This is a genomic window from Ilyomonas limi (assembly GCF_005233845.1).
Taxonomy (GTDB): Bacteria; Bacteroidota; Bacteroidia; order Chitinophagales; family Chitinophagaceae; genus Ilyomonas; species Ilyomonas limi.
Genome location: NZ_SZQL01000003.1, coordinates 208,605 through 224,098, shown reverse-complemented (window position 1 = coordinate 224,098; position 15,494 = coordinate 208,605). Strand labels below are relative to the sequence as shown.

Here is a 15,494-nt window from a genome sequence, read left to right as displayed (position 1 = left end):
GAAGCATCATTATGCGTTCGCTATAAATTCCTGATCTTCCAGCTTGTGGTTTGATACCTGTAAACTTACACAATATCCGCTATTGCTCTTCGGCGCTTACTGCTTTTTCGCGTTTATAAAAAATGGTAATAAAGCCCGGCTTGCGTGCTGTACTTTCGATAATGATATTACCGGCTTTGCTCTTACGCACCCGTACGTGCGCCGGCCGATAAACCGACAGCAGGTACACCACACTAAAGAAAGTAGCAGCCTGCAACAGGATTAAAACAGTAACATTGAATGATGCACAGGCAAAAGATAATAGCGAAAAAATAAGACTGAGGCTTGCTAAAATAAGCGTGGTGGCACGTGAAGAAAAACCTTTATCTAAAAAAAGATGATGAATGTGATTGCGGTCGGGGAAGAAAGGCGATTTTTTTTGATACAGGCGAATGCAAAACACCCGCAATGTGTCCATTAGCGGTATTAGTAACAACCCAAAACCTACTGCCGGAGAGGCGCTTGCAGTAAAAGTAGTAGCCGTTGGCGCTGCAGTAATAAAACGGATGACAAGTATAGCATTGATTAGCCCAAGCATTAGCGAGCCGGCATCACCCATAAATATCTTTGCCGGATTGAAGTTGTAATACAAAAAAGCAACAATGCTACCCGCCAGTGTAAAAGCGATAAGCGCATAAGCCAGATCGCCATTTACATAAAACCAGGAGCCAAAAAATAGCGTGGAAATAAGGCTAAGACTTCCTGCTAAACCATCCACGCCATCTATAAGGTTGATGGCATTAATAACAACCACAATAGTAAAGTAGGTAAGTATATAACTAAGGAGCACCGGTATCTCGTGAATGCCCAAAAAGCCATACAGATTATCGATGAGTAAATGCCCTTTTACTATCAGAATAAAAGAAGCTGCTAACTGACCAATAAATTTTTTAAGTGGTGAAAGGATCATAATATCATCGCCCACACCCAGAAAAAACACAATGAGAAAAGCTGCGATAAGATACTGAAACTCTAAAAAACTATTATTAATACTGGCACTCAGCAGCAAACTGAACAAAAAACCTGAAAATATACCAATGCCACCAAAACGCGGAACCGGGTCTTTGTGAATCTTACGGGCATCGGGTATATCCACCAGTTGTTTGGACTTAGCCAGCTCTATAAGGATAGGTATTAAGTAAAAACTAATAAAGAAAGCTACGACCGCCCCTACTATAATCTGCTGCATGAAAATGGTTTAAGAGTTAGTCTAACAGTAAAAGTCAGATTAGCAAAATTGGTGCAAAAGTACTGGTTTTTGCTTTTAGCCGGTATCCGGGAGCTATTTTATTGCTGTACCGGCCCTCTTGCATGCAATACCTTTTAAGTACGCTAATTCCATTAAATACGTAAATTACAATTATGTAAAATACCATAAACCATGATGCTATTAAAGTTCTCAGCGTTGCTTGATATTTTATTTTATATAAAATAAATGCATGGTTTTAAATGAAAAAGCATGGCTGCCTTTCGCAAAAACATAACATTATGTAGCAAAAGGGGAGGCTGAACGGCACTTATAAGCCAGTATAATTGTGCCATTTATTGCTCAGGTGCTATCTGCCGTTTAACCGTAATTGGAACAGTATTTAAGAAGTTAAAACTACAAAAGCGTAAAGAAAAGACCCCGCCTTTGCAGGCAGGCAGCTTCATTTTGCCGCTTTTATTGTTGCTTCGCCTGTGGCGGCAGGTACCAGATTCTAAGGTTTTATTGCCCGCAACATTTCCCGTTTTCCGGGTGGTCCAGCTAGTTTTTCTACCTTAAAATGAGCAGCCAGCATATTTCGCCGTACATCGCCTTTACTGCAATACGTTACCAGTACACCGCTGGTTATAAGCATATTATATAATTGTTCAAAGATCTGTTGTGTCCACAATTCTGGCTGGGCAGCCGGTGCAAAAGCATCATAATAAATAAGATGAAAAGGCAATGCAGCTTCAAATGCCTGTAGCGAAGAGTTGCTTTTATGCAATGTAAAAAAAGGATGTATTGCCACCGGCTCATTCCACTTGCATTGGTGCAAGGCGGTAAAATAAGCTTGCGGCAACACTGCTGAATAATCCAGTTCTTTTATTTCGTTATGGTTTAAAGGATATTTCTCAACTGCCTGGTAAAATATGGCTTGCTTTTGCAGTATGGCTTGTTTTAAAGTGAGCAAAGCATTCAATCCGGTGCCAAATCCCATTTCAAATACACGCACTGTTTCATATTGTTGTAGCAAGGGTATTAAGCCGGCTTGTATAAACACGTGCTTACTTTCCTGCACAGCACCATGCCGGCTATGATACGTTACCTGCATATCAGGAATAGCGATGGTTGGCGAGCCATCGGCGGTAGTTTGAATGATGCGTTGCATGCAGGTGTAAATTAAAGGGTTTAGACAATACTTCCATTCAAACATATTTATACGTTGATATTACTTAATTTGCCTGCATGGATTATGTTTCGCATTTATCAAAAGATAAAAAATTAGCTGCCATTATTCGTGAGCCGGCAGAACCATTGTACTCCCGGCAAAATATTCCTTTACGGCTGATGGCCAGCATTATGAGCCAGCAGCTAAGTACCAAAGTAGCCAAAGTTATCTACCATCGTTTTTTAGCTTTATACAACGGCGAAGAACCCACGCCGCAGCAGGTATTGGCTACAGCACCCGAAGCATTGCGTGCCATTGGATTGAGTAATGCCAAAGTAAGTTATGTACACAATGTAGCCCGCTTTTGTATAGAACACCAGATAGAAGACCATACGTTGCTATCTATGAGCAACGAAGCCATTATAGCATTGCTTACGCAGATAAAAGGTGTTGGTCAGTGGACAGTAGAAATGTTGCTGATGTTTACGCTTGGGCGCGAAGACGTGTTTGCAGCAGACGACCTGGGCATACAGCAAGCCATGATAAAACTATACAACATTAAAACAACCGAAAAAAAAGCACTGAAAGAAAAAATGCTACAACTTTCTGCCAAATGGAAACCATACCGCACCTACGCCTGTATGCACTTGTGGCGCTGGAAAGATAATGTGCCCGATGCTTAAGTTGATTGGAACTGCTGAGGTATAAGACACAAAGTACATTAACAACTAAATGGCCTTACTTATGGTTGGATGTCTTCTCTGCTGATAGCTTTATTTTTTATCTGGAGGTGTATCACCATCCGGAATGCAGGTAATTTATTCTAAATCAATTTATGTTAGAGAGTGTAGTTTCATAATAATCTGCAATGGAACGAAACTTCGCCGTGTAGTTCGCCAGGATGCGATTCAATAAAAATAACCGACCTTTTGCAGGTAATCCTGCTAATTCCTGCCCGGCTGACAACAGCCTGGGCAGGAGCCTAACCACATAAAATTCCGGTTCGGACATTTCACCAAGTTTTTAAGCCGCATCTTTCGCTATTCCTTAGATTTGCGCCTGTTTTAAATAAATTATACATATTATGACTGAGGAACTGGAATTGCTGTTAGAGGATGCGGAATCTTCTATGAAAAAAGCGATTAGTCATTTGGAAACAGAACTTACCAAAATACGTGCAGGTAAAGCCAACCCCACCATGCTCGATGGTATATTCGTTGAATATTACGGTGCTCCCACACCCATCAACCAGGTTGCCAATGTATCGGTCTTAGATGTCCGTACCATTAGTATTCAGCCCTGGGAAAAAAAAATGCTGCAGGCTATTGAGCGGTCTATTATGGCTGCCAATATTGGCATTACCCCGCAAAACGATGGCAACCAGATTCGCTTGTTTTTGCCGCCGCTTACCGAAGAGCGCCGCCGCGAACTATTCAGAAAAGCCAGCAACGAGGGCGAACAGTCCAAGGTAGCCATCCGCAGCATTCGCCGCGACACTATAGAGCAGATAAAAAAACTGCAAAAAGATGGCGACCTGAGTGAAGATGCGAGTAAAGATGCAGAAAATAGTGTGCAGGAACTGACCGACCGCTTTATTGCGCTGGTAGATAAGCATCTGGCAGCTAAGGAAAAAGAAATGATGGCAATTTAGAAATAGCTGCACCCAACAGGTTTGCTGGCTCTTGTGAACTTTTATTTAAATTTTATAGTATTTGAGTGTTCCTGCCTACCAGATAAAATTAGACCAGTTTGAAGGCCCCTTCGACCTGTTGCTGTTTTTTATAGAACGCGACGAGTTGGATATTTATAATATTCCTATTACCAAAATCACCAACGATTTTTTGGCGTATATCCACGCGCAGGAAAAACTGAATATAGAACTGAGCAGCGAGTTTATTTTGTTTATTTCTACACTCATGCGCATTAAGGCAAAAATGCTCCTGCCGCGCAAAGAGATAGATGCGTCGGGCAATGAAATAGACCCGCGCAAAGAACTGATAGACAAAATACTGGAGTATAAACGCTACAAACAGGCAGCTGCCGAACTGGCTGAAAAAGAAGCCTTGCGTATGCTAATGATGAAACGCGGCAACCTGCAGCAAGAATTGGTATCCATAGGTGAGCAGGCTGCCGAGGGCACCGAGATACAAACGGTTACGCTCTTCAAACTGATGAAGACGTTTGAAAAAGTAATGCAGCGCCTGCACGACAAGAACAACAAGCCGGTACATACCGTAGTGCGCTACAACTATACAATGGAGGAAAGCCGTGAGCACATGTTGCTGGTGGTAAAAGAAGAAAAAACCGTGGCGTTTGAAAAGGTATTTGCCCACTGCGAAAACCGCATTCATGCCATCTTTTTATTTCTTTCGTTGCTGGAACTGGTGCAACTGCATTATATGAATATACAAATAGGTGAAGGACGCAACAATTTTATACTGGAGTGGAATGAAGAAAGGGAAGAAGAGACAGTAATAAATGTTTAAGAATTTGAGCTACGAATAACACTAAGCTCTATGTACGGCGCCCGGTGGATACAGCAATACTTTACAACTGCTTTGTGTAACTTCTGCTCTTTGTGACTTAATGGTTCATCTATCAGGCAGCTTCTTTATTATGCCACAATGATATTCTCATTTTTTAACAAAGGCATATTGTTGAAGCGTAACAATACATTAGCAACCACGGCTACATCGCGCTGGCAATATTCTACTATGCGTGGCAGGTCATTTTCTTTATAATATACTTCCTGCACCATGCTGCCGTCCATGTCGGTTTTAGAGGTAGGCACGCCCAGCACACTCGCCAGCAGATCGAGCGAGATGTAGTTTTTAATATCGCCAAAGCGCCACCATTGCAAAGTATCCAGCATGTTTACTTCCCAGGGTTTGGCGTTGTGCAGGCACAGATATTGAGGAAGTGGTATATGGTTAATAATCATGCGCCGACATATATAAGGAATATCAAATTCCCGGATATTATGGCCGGCAAATTGAAAATCATTCTTAAGTTCGCACATTTTATTACTGATTTTTAAGAAGTTGCGGAGCAGTTCTTTTTCATTATGGCCATAAATGCTTTTTATTTTAAGGAAATTTTCATTGTTCCTATGTTGAAAGCAACCTATTGATATACAGATGATTTTACCAAACTCAGCCAGTATGCCGGCTTTTAGCAGGTAGCTGTCTTCGGGCTGCATGCCTTCTGGTATAGTTTTAGCTATTTTGTGCCACCATCGGGCTTGCCATTCGGTGCTAAGCTGTTGATAGGCAGGTTGTTGAGGAACCGTTTCAATATCAAGTAAAAACAATTTATGGAGCGGTAGTGCGTTATTCACAAGGCAGTTCTTTTTGTTTAATAAAACACAATTTATATGAGTTATACTAATTATCCAAGTGCCGGCACTCCAACTCCAGCCGGACGCCCTAATGATTCAAAAGACAACCGTAAACTAATATATGGCATTCTTATCGTTGCCCTGCTGGGCACGTGGGGGTATATTATTTACGATAAAAACAAAACCAACGAAAACATTGCGCAGCTGCAAACGCAAACAAGAACCACCGAAGTTTCCAGAGATTCTATACAGGAAGCATACAACGACATAGCCCAGCAGTTTGATACGCTTAAGAGCAACAATTTGCAATTGCAGGGAAAGCTATCCAAGAAAGATGAAGATATTAAGAGCCTGAGAAGCCAGATTGAAACAGAACTTAAAAAAAGTAACCGCGACAATGCTAAGTTGCAAAGTCTCATTAAGGAGCTGAGAGGTAAAGTAACGGATTACGAAACCCAGATTGCCCAGTTGAAGGCTGAAAACGAGCAACTCACTACCAGCAACAAGCAGCTTACGGTGCAGAGAGACTCGCTCAATACCAGCAATCAAACGTTAGCACAAAACCTTAGCACTACACAGGCCGAGAAAGCGCAGGTGGAAGATGTGGCTTCTACTTTACACGCTTCCAACATCAATATTGAGGCAATAAACGTAAAAGGCAGTGGCAAAGAAAAAACGACTTCTACTGCCAAGCGTGCCGACTTATTCCGCATCTCTTTTCAGTTGGATGAAAACCGTATTGCCGATAGCGGCGAAAAGGAATTGTATGTAGTGGTTACTGGTCCTGATGGTAAGCCCATTACTACACCATCCGATGGCAGCGGTACTTTTCAAACGCGTGACGAAGGTGAAAAGGTATATACCAACAAAGTAGATGTACAATATACCCAGGGACAACGCCTGCCGGTAAGCTTCGACTGGAAAATAGACAACAACCATTACCAGACGGGTAATTATACCATACAGATTTATCACAATGGTTACAAAATTGGCGAAGGCACCAAGAGCCTGAAAAAAGGTGGTTTGTTTAGCTGATTTATTTACAGGCAACAAAATTTTTAATCAAAAAAGCACCATTTTTATGGTGCTTTTTTGTTATGGGATGAACTTGTGTGCTACTATAAAGCTGTTGGTATAGCCTGCATGGCTATTGGAAGAAACGTTAAACAATGCCTTCATTGCGAGGGCCAAAGAAGCAACCTGTGGATGGCAGTACAAGCGATATAAGCCCTTTAGAAATTGATTTAAGACTTAATCTAAAGTTCTAATTCAATCCATCCATAACTATTTATACAACCCACAAAGTGCTTCACTGGCGCCCGCAATAACAAAACCATTTACTCCAACGCTTTAAAAACATAACCTTCTTTACTAAAATGCGCTAATACATTTGGCAGTGCATAGCTCATGCGGCTCCAGGCTTTGGTGCTGTCGTGGAAAACAATAATGGAGCCTTTTTGTGTATGTTTCAACACGTTGTTTAAGCATTGTTGCGGTGATAGTTGTACATCAAAATCGCCGCTTAGTACATCCCACATAATAATTTTAAACAGTGGGCGTGCTGCATCTTCTTTACGCATCAGCAGCTTACTCTGAAACTTTTTTATGCGCCCGTATGGCGGGCGGAACAAGTTGCTTTTAATAAGTTCCGCTGCGTCTATAATATTGTTGATATAAGTAGTATCATCCGTTTTCCACCCGTTTAAATGGTTGTATGTATGATTGCCGGTTGCATGCCCTTCATCCAGTATCCGTTTATATACCGATGGAAGGCTTGCTACATTTTTTCCTATACAAAAAAAAGTAGCTTTTGCGCCATATTTCTTCAATTCGTCCAGCACAAATGGCGTAGCTGTTTCGTGTGGCCCATCATCAAAAGTGAGATACAGCACTTTCTCTTTTGTACGTATTTTCCATACGAATGAGGAATAGAGCTTTTTTAACCACCAGGGCGCTTTTACAAAATACATACAGCACTTAATTAAATTCTATGACTACTACCGTGTCTGGTTCTTCATCCGTTATGGCGGGCAGGTTCGTAAGCAAAAGTGTGCTACCGTTCAATTTGGCTGGCACTGCATTTTTATTCTTCAGCAAATACACTTTTCCAATCTTTTTTGCAGGAAAATTAGTCAGTGATATGCTATCCCTGTTTGGCTGTAAAAGATGCACGAACATTTTATTATCTGTTTGTGTAATGCAGCCCCAATCCTGTGGACGCATGTAACCACCTTTGGTGTTGTAAATACTTTCGCCATACGTATTCATCCAATTACCCATCCAGCGTAGCCGCTCAACAAATTCCGGCTGAATCTCCCCATTAGGCATTGGTCCAATGTTCAATAAAAGGTTGGCACCATAGCCGGCAGCTTTTGCCAGTAAATCAATTAATTGTTTAGGAGATTTGTAAGAGGTATCAGTTATATTGAAACCCCAGCTATTGTTCATAGTTACACAAGATTCGAGTGGCAGATCAGATGGCTTCTGAAAGTTTAAACCACCTTTATTTTCGCCCGGCAGATCCTGTTCAAACATCTGAAAATCTTCGCCCGGCAATGGGGTAAGATGGTGGTTGTTGCCTATTAAACATTGTGGCTGTAATTGATGGATCAGTGTATAAATTTCATCGAGGTGCCAGTCAATTCTGGGCGTTCTGTCCGCGGCACCTTCAGGCGCTGTCTGGTCCCAATAACCATCAAACCAAATACCGCTGATTTCTCCATAATTGGTCAATAACTCGGTAAGCTGGTTTTTCATAAACTGGATATAATCGTTCCAATTGCCTTTTACGGTGCGGCCGGTGCCTTGTCCGGTGCGCCCGGTCCACCAGCTATAATCATCGCGCCGCCAGTCCAGTAAAGAGTAATAAAAAAACAATTTGATGCCTTGTTTATGGCATTCATCTGCTATCATTTTCACTATATCTTTTTTGTATGGCGTATGCATAATATCAAAGTCGGAATACTGGGTATCCCACATGCTAAAGCCATCGTGGTGGCGGGTGATGAGTGTAATGTATTTCATGCCTGCATTCTTAGCCAGGCTTACCCATTGTGCCGCATCAAAGTCTATGGGGTTGAAAAATTTTTCAAGTCTTGTGTAGTTTGCAACAGTAATATTGCGTTCGTTCATTACCCACTCACCCGAACCGGGAATACTGAAAGGCCCCCAGTGGATAAACATACCAAAACGGGCATTCTCAAACCATTCACGGTTTTTGAGGTTAGCGGCTGTAGGTTTGTAAGCAGTTTGTGCATGTAGTAATGCAACACATAATAAGGATACAATACAAAGCAATTGTTTCTTCATGCTAATGGCATTTAGCAATAAAGCTAATAACAAAAGCGGTATAGAAAAGCGTAAGTTAATTATGAATATAAAAGGGTTAGTTAGCAGATAATAGAAAATTATACGCCTCAAAAATGCTTGCAAGCTATACGGCAGCCGAAAAAAAAGGGCGTTATCATTGTGGATTGCACAAAAAGTATATTTTTGCTCCTGTAACTAAAACCATTTTACAATGTCAGACATAGCTACACGCGTAAAAAAGATTATTGTTGACAAATTAGGCGTTGATGAATCTGAAGTAACCACTGATGCCTCTTTCACCAACGACTTAGGCGCTGATTCATTAGATACAGTAGAGCTCATTATGGAGTTTGAAAAAGAATTCAACATTTCTATTCCGGACGAGCAGGCAGAAACAATTACCACGGTAGGCCAGGCAGTTACTTACCTGGAAGAACACGCTAAATAAGCGCTGCACTGTTCACCTGTATAATTTAATCCGCCTTTTGCAGTAGGTATTTTGCCGCGAAAGGCGGATTTATAACTTTTAAAAAAGGCTTGCACAATGGAGTTAAAAAGAGTTGTAGTAACTGGTATCGGAGCAATCACACCGATTGGAAACACTTTACATGATTATTGGGAAGGCTTAATAAATGGCGTCTCCGGTGCCGATTACATTACTCAATTTGATGCATCCAAGTTTAAAACGCGCTTTGCCTGCGAGGTAAAGAATTTTGATCCTACCGAGTTTCTGGATAAAAAGGAAGCGCGTAAAATAGATCGCTTTACCCAACTGGCTTTGGTTGCCAGTGATATGGCTATGGCTGATGCCGGACTGAACAAAGACAACACAGATCCCGACAGGATAGGTGTTGTCTTTGGTAGCGGTATTGGAGGCATCACTACCTTTCAGCACGAAGTAAGCGAGTTTGCAAAAGCCGACGGTACGCCGCGCTTCAATCCTTTCTTCATACCCAAAATGATATTGGATATTGCTGCCGGGCAAATATCTATGCGGCATAACCTCCGGGGCCCCAACTATGCTGTGGTAAGCGCCTGCGCTACCAGCACCAATGCTATTATAGATGCTTTTGACCTGCTGCGTTTGGGCAAGGCCGATATTATTTTAAGCGGTGGTTCCGAAGCTGTTATAACCGAAGCAGGTGTAGGCGGCTTTAATGCTATGAAAGCCATGAGCGAGCGGAATGATGACCCCAAAACAGCCAGCCGGCCGTACGATAAAGACCGTGATGGTTTTGTAATGGGCGAAGCTGCCGGCATACTGATAATGGAAACGCTGGAACATGCATTGGCAAGGGGTGCCAAAATTTATTGCGAAATAGCCGGCGGCGGCGCCACGGCTGATGCATACCACATTACTGCTCCGCACCCCGACGGGTTGGGTGCCCGCAATGTAATGCTGGCTGCGCTTAGCGATGCCAACCTGCTGCCTGAGGATATTGACTATATCAACACGCATGGTACTTCTACACCGCTGGGCGATGGCGCAGAAGTGAAGGCTATAATGGATGTGTTTGGCGAACATGCGTACGAACTAAACATCAGTTCTACTAAGTCCATGACGGGGCACTGCCTTGGCGCTGCCGGTGTAATAGAAGCTATTGCTGCTATCATGGCAGTAAAAGATGATGTTGTACCGCCCACCATTAACCATTTTACAGATGATCCTACGCTCGATCCTAAACTCAACTTTACCTTTAACAAGGCGCAGCACCGCTTGGTAAATGCGGCGCTGAGCAATACTTTTGGTTTTGGCGGCCACAATGCTGCTGTAATTGTAAAGAAATACGTAGCTTAACGCAGTGCAAATACTTCGTCGATTTTTCAGAAATAAAGGCAAACCATCTTTTGAGCAGCAGCTACGCAACCTGCTGGGTATTAATCCTGGAAAAATATCGCTGTACCAAACAGCGCTTAGTCACCGCTCGGTAAAGGAAGGGGCTGATGAAAACAACGAACGGCTGGAGTATTTGGGCGATGCGGTATTGAGCACTATTGTGGCGGATTACCTTTTTAAGCGCTATCCGTACAAAGGCGAAGGTTTTCTTACCGAGATGCGCAGCAAAATGGTGAATCGTCAAAAGATGAATGACGTAGCCCTGAAAATGGGGCTGAAAAAAATTACTATTTACAACAAGTTTGATAATGCGCTCAGAGGTAGCCAGATCTTTGGTAACACACTGGAAGCCCTTGTAGGCGCTATTTACCTCGATAAAGGTTATAAAAAAACGCAATATTGGGTGTTGCACCGCATGGTTATCCCCCATTTGTATGTAGATGATTTAGAGTCGATTGATATCAACCTCAAGAATAAACTGATTGGCTGGGCTACCAAAAACGGTAAAGCGTTAGAGTTTGAAACCATAGAAGAAAAGCTGGAAAACGGTCGCCGTATTTTTACCATTGCTGCCGTGCTCGACGGCGAAGCGTTGGCGCAAGGCAGAGGCTTTAATAAAAAAGACGCCAGCCAGATAGCTGCACAACTGGCAATTGAGAAATTGAAATTATAGTCCTTTTTAATAAAGATATTTCCTGATGTTTTCCTGATTTGGCTGATGAAGAATTTGAACCGCGAAGACGCTAAGGCGCAAAGATGCTCAAAGACTTTCTCTTCATCTGCTATTCCTTCGTGCGCCTCTATGTTCTTCGTGCCTTTATGGTTCAAAGAGAATTATGCCGCTGCTGTCTGATGTTGCTTTAGCACATTGATAAGCATATTGGCTTGCACTACGCCGCTTTGCCGCCACAGCACTTTACCGTTTTTAAACACGATTAGTGTGGGTACGCCCTGCACCTGGTAAGCACTCGCTGCCTGCGGATTCTTATCAACATCTACTTTAATAATGGTTACTGCATCGCCAAGTGCATGTTTTACCTGCTCCAGAATAGGAGACATCATTTTGCACGGGCCGCACCACGTAGCAAAAAAATCTACCAGTACCGGCTTGTCTGAATGTATTACCTGCTGAAAGGAATTCATAACTGTATGTTTTAAAATGGATTAATTACAAAAGCTTTTTGAATCACAAAACCGCTAAGAAAACACCAGATTTCATTAAAAAGACTTTATATCCTATTCCTTATATCTTTAAACCTTGTCTTTTTTCCTGAACTCTTGTGCCTTGTTCTCTTGTTTCTTCTTAAAAATATTTATCCAATGTTATTCCAAAAGTGAATAGCAGGTTTTCGCTGCCAGAACGGCTTATTTTGTTGTAACTGAGGGCAGAAGTGAGGCTCAGCCATTCATTAAGCTTAAAAGACAAGCTGTTATTGAATTTAAAAATGTAGTCTTTAAACGAAAGCAGCGAAGGTTGCCAGAAGTTAACGCCTTCGATGGTAATCACTTTACCAATCAAAAAATGATATTTTACTCTTAACGAATTGCGAACGGTCTGGTATTTTTCTTTGCCAAAAGTAGCATTGGTAAGGTCGGCCATTTCAAACAAAATACCATCACTTACTGTAAAAACGGCATTGGTAGTATCTATAAAACGATAACCAACACCGGCACCCGGCTGAAAACGGTATTTGGTTTTTAAAGAATAGCTACTTTCAAAATTGAGCAAGCCCCAATAGTACAACTTGCTTACTTTCTTCAAAAAATCCATATCGGTGGTAGCTGCAAAGTCGTTGTTGGTAAGCGTTTTATTAAGTTGGCCATACACCCAACTGGCATTCGTATTCAGGGTTATTTTACGCTTATTAATGTTGAAGCCAACACCATTGTTAAGAAGATAAGCATCACCAGCGTTGGTTTTATTGAGCGATCCGGTAGTGGCAAAGCGCAGGTGATAATTAATGGAATCGTTGAATTGTGCTGATGCGGGCAAAAAGGGTATAATACATAAGCAGAGTATGAGAATGGTGGTAAAGATGTTCATCCGGCTGTTGCTGTTTGTTTGCAGCCATGCCGCAATTACTGTGCCTTGAAGAATGGCATTCTTTGTATATTGTATTGAATATAATTATTACATTAAAATACAAAAGGCGAAGCAGTAAACCCTTCACCTTATTCACCGAAACCTATTAAGTATTTTGTAGTTGATTGACCGAATGATGAATGCAATATGCTATTAATTACTGCCGTTCATTTCATCAAAACTACTGTTATTATTAAGCAACATCTAATGCTGCCAATGCTACTTCTTTTTCCGCTGCTTCAAATATCTTCCGTTGCTTCCAATCATACCATTTGACCGGTGCCGTTTTTTTCATCAAAGTATCTATATTGCGCATTCCTACCAGGTTCCATACACCTTTTAGCTTGCCGCTAACCGAGTTGTTGAGTGCACGCAGGCTCATGGCAAAGCCACTTTCAAGATACTCCATGTGGTGCCAGTAACCACCGGGCATAAACAAGGTATCGCCATGCTCCAGCGTTGCATCAAAGCCTTGTGCAAACTCAATCGCCGGAAACTTTTTTGTATCAATCTTGCTTTTTTCAGGATCGTAATAATTGCTGAAATCAGCAATACTCAATACTTCAAATGGCTTGCGGTATAGTTTGTATTGCTCTTTGTACGGAAACATCAGCACCCGCTTTTTGCCGGCAAACTGCGTATGTAAAATATGGCTCAAATCAATATCGAAGTGCATGTGTGTAATGGAGCCTTGTCCGCCTGTAAACAGCATAGGCACTCTTTTTACAAAGCCTTTCATGTATGCATCTGGCCAGGTAAAATCTTGGGTAAGCTGTGGTGCATGGCTAAAAATATTAAACAAAAAAATACGCCACGCAGCCGGGCCTTTGCTAATCATATCTATATACCTGCCGAAGGTAGTGTAGTCATCAGCTTTGTTTACAGGTGTATAAGCATCACTTTTTACATTGTTGTAAATGCCTACTTCTTTATCGCCTACAATAGATTTGAAGTAATCCCAATTCCATTTGCTATATGCCGGCCAGCTTTTTGCCAGATTTCTAAGCACTACGGGTACCTGCGGCTCATAATATTTTTGCTTAAATTCTTCCGGACTTATATCATTCACCACATCAATAGGCTGCAAGTGCATTTGGATATATTTTTGCGCAAATTTAAAATGAAGTTATTGTTAACACCTTCTTATTTGTAAATTCAAAAGCTAATAAAAATAAGGAACAATGCTACTACACGTTCACCCGGATAATCCCAATCCACGCCATATCAAAACCATTGTAGAATGCCTGCAGGATGGGGGTATAATTATCTATCCAACCGACACGATTTATGGCTTAGGCTGCAATATTTTTCAGCATAAAGCTATTGAGCGCATTGCACGCATTAAACAGATGGATCCTGCAAAAGCCCAGCTCAGTTTTGTGTGCTACGACCTGAGCGATTTGAGTAAATATACCCGCAGTATTTCCACACCGTTATATCGGTTACTGAAAAATTATTTACCCGGGCCATTTACCTTTATCCTCCCCGCCAGCCGCGAAGTGCCTAAGCTGTTGCAAAGTAAAAAAAGTACCATTGGTTTGCGTATTCCCGATAACAATATTGCACGCACCATTGTACATGAGTTAGGCTCGCCTATTTTATCAGCCTCATTGCCTGGCGAGATGGTGGAAGAATATACCGATCCGGAATTGATTTATGAGAATTTTAAAAACCGTGTAGATATTGTGGTAGATGGCGGTATGGGTAGCATGGTGCCTTCTACCGTTATAGACTGCACCACAGATGAATACACAGTACTGCGGCAAGGCGCTGGTGTGTGGAATGAAGCGGAAGTGTAGCTAAATTTTAAACCTCAGATTGAACTGATCTAAAACTGATTTACTGATAACTATCTGTATAAAAGTAAGCATCTGTATTATTAGTTAGTCAATAAGGTTAATCAATATTGTTACCTCCAATATTAAAGCTCTTTCTATGATACTTGCATAAGCCATGTACATCTATGGCGGCGCGGTGTTCTTTAGTGCCATAGCCTTTGTTTTTCTTCCAATTGTAGTGTGGGTGCTCATTGTGCAGGCGCAGCATATAATCGTCACGGTAGGTTTTGGCTAAAATACTGGCTGCAGCGATGCTTGCATATTTGCCATCGCCTTCTACTATGCAATGGTGTGGGATGCTTTTATAAGGTGTAAAGCGATTGCCATCTATCAATAACAATTCGGGTATTATTTTCAGTTCATCCAGTGCGAGATGCATGGCTTTAAACGAAGCCTGCAAAATATTAATGCGATCAATTTCGCCTTCATCAATCATCGCTATGGCATACGTAATTGCTTCCTTTTCTATTACTTTCCTTAACTCATACCGTTGCGTTGCTGTTAGTTGCTTGCTGTCGTTCAATACCGGGTGCTGAAAGCTTTTGGGCAAAATAACAGCCGCTGCAAACACTGGTCCTGCATAGCAGCCACGCCCCGCTTCATCGCAGCCCGCTTCTATCAATATTTCCTGGTGAAAAGACTGGAGCACGCTATTCGTTCTTTATACGAAAATAAAAAGCTGTTTGCAATAGTA

The 15,494-nt window shown here is 41.8% G+C and carries 17 protein-coding genes; 8 read left to right on the top strand and 9 right to left on the bottom strand.

The features are described from left to right. Positions 1-79: 79 nt before the first annotated feature. Positions 80-1,228 carry a glycosyltransferase family 4 protein gene (locus FC093_RS05895; protein ID WP_137260824.1) on the bottom strand — a complete coding sequence of 383 codons (1,149 nt, stop codon included), beginning with the start codon at positions 1,226-1,228 and terminating at the stop codon, positions 80-82. 511 nt (positions 1,229-1,739) lie between these two features. After that, a complete protein-coding gene (mnmD, locus tag FC093_RS05890) occupies positions 1,740-2,396 on the bottom strand; it encodes a tRNA (5-methylaminomethyl-2-thiouridine)(34)-methyltransferase MnmD (RefSeq protein ID WP_137260823.1) in 657 nt (218 codons plus the stop codon). 77 nt (positions 2,397-2,473) lie between these two features. Here mnmD and FC093_RS05885 point away from each other — a divergent pair, with 77 nt between their 5' ends. The 3 genes from FC093_RS05885 to FC093_RS05875 all read left to right on the top strand — a co-directional run bounded on the left by FC093_RS05885 (position 2,474) and on the right by FC093_RS05875 (position 4,882). After that, on the top strand, positions 2,474-3,079 hold the full coding sequence (locus FC093_RS05885; protein ID WP_137260822.1) for a DNA-3-methyladenine glycosylase family protein: 606 nt from the start codon (positions 2,474-2,476) through the stop codon (positions 3,077-3,079). Positions 3,080-3,480: 401 nt separating this feature from the next. Next, positions 3,481-4,047 carry a ribosome recycling factor gene (frr, locus tag FC093_RS05880; protein ID WP_137260821.1) on the top strand — a complete coding sequence of 189 codons (567 nt, stop codon included), beginning with the start codon at positions 3,481-3,483 and terminating at the stop codon, positions 4,045-4,047. Positions 4,048-4,108: 61 nt separating this feature from the next. Further along, positions 4,109-4,882, top strand: coding sequence for a segregation and condensation protein A (locus tag FC093_RS05875; RefSeq protein ID WP_137260820.1), 774 nt, complete (start codon positions 4,109-4,111; stop codon positions 4,880-4,882). A 128-nt stretch (positions 4,883-5,010) separates the two neighbouring features. Here the strand turns inward: FC093_RS05875 and FC093_RS05870 are convergent, their stop codons facing one another. Next, positions 5,011-5,733: a ribonuclease H-like domain-containing protein gene (locus tag FC093_RS05870; RefSeq protein ID WP_137260819.1), complete on the bottom strand. Its 723-nt coding sequence runs from the start codon at positions 5,731-5,733 to the stop codon at positions 5,011-5,013. 36 nt (positions 5,734-5,769) lie between these two features. Here FC093_RS05870 and FC093_RS05865 point away from each other — a divergent pair, with 36 nt between their 5' ends. Beyond that, positions 5,770-6,768, top strand: coding sequence for a hypothetical protein (locus FC093_RS05865; protein WP_137260818.1), 999 nt, complete (start codon positions 5,770-5,772; stop codon positions 6,766-6,768). 302 nt (positions 6,769-7,070) lie between these two features. Here the strand turns inward: FC093_RS05865 and FC093_RS05860 are convergent, their stop codons facing one another. Both FC093_RS05860 and FC093_RS05855 read right to left on the bottom strand, forming a co-directional pair. Beyond that, complete coding sequence (locus tag FC093_RS05860; protein ID WP_137260817.1) at positions 7,071-7,703, bottom strand: polysaccharide deacetylase family protein; 633 nt, start codon at positions 7,701-7,703, stop codon at positions 7,071-7,073. A 7-nt stretch (positions 7,704-7,710) separates the two neighbouring features. Beyond that, positions 7,711-9,042, bottom strand: coding sequence for an alpha-L-fucosidase (locus FC093_RS05855; protein WP_137260816.1), 1,332 nt, complete (start codon positions 9,040-9,042; stop codon positions 7,711-7,713). 211 nt (positions 9,043-9,253) lie between these two features. Between FC093_RS05855 and FC093_RS05850 the strand changes: the two genes are divergently transcribed. The 3 genes from FC093_RS05850 (at position 9,254) to rnc (ending at position 11,552) form a co-directional block, all read left to right on the top strand. Then, positions 9,254-9,490 (top strand): acyl carrier protein, encoded by a 237-nt coding sequence (locus FC093_RS05850; protein ID WP_137260815.1) that lies wholly within the window; start codon positions 9,254-9,256, stop codon positions 9,488-9,490. 96 nt (positions 9,491-9,586) lie between these two features. Then, positions 9,587-10,840 carry a beta-ketoacyl-ACP synthase II gene (fabF, locus tag FC093_RS05845; RefSeq protein ID WP_137260814.1) on the top strand — a complete coding sequence of 418 codons (1,254 nt, stop codon included), beginning with the start codon at positions 9,587-9,589 and terminating at the stop codon, positions 10,838-10,840. Between the two features lie 4 nt (positions 10,841-10,844). After that, positions 10,845-11,552 carry a ribonuclease III gene (gene rnc, locus FC093_RS05840; RefSeq protein ID WP_137260813.1) on the top strand — a complete coding sequence of 236 codons (708 nt, stop codon included), beginning with the start codon at positions 10,845-10,847 and terminating at the stop codon, positions 11,550-11,552. A 161-nt stretch (positions 11,553-11,713) separates the two neighbouring features. On the opposite strand, the gene trxA is transcribed toward rnc, so the two are convergent. The 3 genes from trxA to FC093_RS05825 form a co-directional block, all read right to left on the bottom strand. Further along, positions 11,714-12,022 carry a thioredoxin gene (trxA, locus tag FC093_RS05835; RefSeq protein WP_137260812.1) on the bottom strand — a complete coding sequence of 103 codons (309 nt, stop codon included), beginning with the start codon at positions 12,020-12,022 and terminating at the stop codon, positions 11,714-11,716. Positions 12,023-12,182: 160 nt separating this feature from the next. After that, entirely contained in the window at positions 12,183-12,923 is a 741-nt protein-coding gene (locus tag FC093_RS05830; RefSeq protein ID WP_137260811.1) for a DUF481 domain-containing protein, read from the bottom strand. A gap of 232 nt (positions 12,924-13,155) precedes the next feature. Beyond that, complete coding sequence (locus FC093_RS05825; protein WP_137260810.1) at positions 13,156-14,055, bottom strand: cupin-like domain-containing protein; 900 nt, start codon at positions 14,053-14,055, stop codon at positions 13,156-13,158. Between the two features lie 88 nt (positions 14,056-14,143). On the opposite strand from FC093_RS05825, the gene FC093_RS05820 reads away from it, so the two are divergent. Continuing rightward, complete coding sequence (locus FC093_RS05820; RefSeq protein WP_137260809.1) at positions 14,144-14,761, top strand: L-threonylcarbamoyladenylate synthase; 618 nt, start codon at positions 14,144-14,146, stop codon at positions 14,759-14,761. 97 nt (positions 14,762-14,858) lie between these two features. Here FC093_RS05820 and FC093_RS05815 read toward each other — a convergent pair whose 3' ends face one another. After that, complete coding sequence (locus tag FC093_RS05815) at positions 14,859-15,449, bottom strand: ribonuclease HII (RefSeq protein ID WP_137260808.1); 591 nt, start codon at positions 15,447-15,449, stop codon at positions 14,859-14,861. Between the last annotated feature and the right edge of the window lie 45 nt (positions 15,450-15,494).

Coding starts and splice junctions, on each gene's coding strand:
- FC093_RS05895 (WP_137260824.1), bottom strand. CDS start 1,228: ATGCAGCAGATTATAGTAGGGGCGGTCGTAGCTTTCTTTATTAGTTTT.
- mnmD (WP_137260823.1), bottom strand. CDS start 2,396: ATGCAACGCATCATTCAAACTACCGCCGATGGCTCGCCAACCATCGCT.
- FC093_RS05885 (WP_137260822.1), top strand. CDS start 2,474: ATGGATTATGTTTCGCATTTATCAAAAGATAAAAAATTAGCTGCCATT.
- frr (WP_137260821.1), top strand. CDS start 3,481: ATGACTGAGGAACTGGAATTGCTGTTAGAGGATGCGGAATCTTCTATG.
- FC093_RS05865 (WP_137260818.1), top strand. CDS start 5,770: ATGAGTTATACTAATTATCCAAGTGCCGGCACTCCAACTCCAGCCGGA.
- FC093_RS05860 (WP_137260817.1), bottom strand. CDS start 7,703: ATGTATTTTGTAAAAGCGCCCTGGTGGTTAAAAAAGCTCTATTCCTCA.
- FC093_RS05855 (WP_137260816.1), bottom strand. CDS start 9,042: ATGAAGAAACAATTGCTTTGTATTGTATCCTTATTATGTGTTGCATTA.
- FC093_RS05850 (WP_137260815.1), top strand. CDS start 9,254: ATGTCAGACATAGCTACACGCGTAAAAAAGATTATTGTTGACAAATTA.
- fabF (WP_137260814.1), top strand. CDS start 9,587: ATGGAGTTAAAAAGAGTTGTAGTAACTGGTATCGGAGCAATCACACCG.
- trxA (WP_137260812.1), bottom strand. CDS start 12,022: ATGAATTCCTTTCAGCAGGTAATACATTCAGACAAGCCGGTACTGGTA.
- FC093_RS05830 (WP_137260811.1), bottom strand. CDS start 12,923: ATGAACATCTTTACCACCATTCTCATACTCTGCTTATGTATTATACCC.
- FC093_RS05825 (WP_137260810.1), bottom strand. CDS start 14,055: ATGCACTTGCAGCCTATTGATGTGGTGAATGATATAAGTCCGGAAGAA.
- FC093_RS05820 (WP_137260809.1), top strand. CDS start 14,144: ATGCTACTACACGTTCACCCGGATAATCCCAATCCACGCCATATCAAA.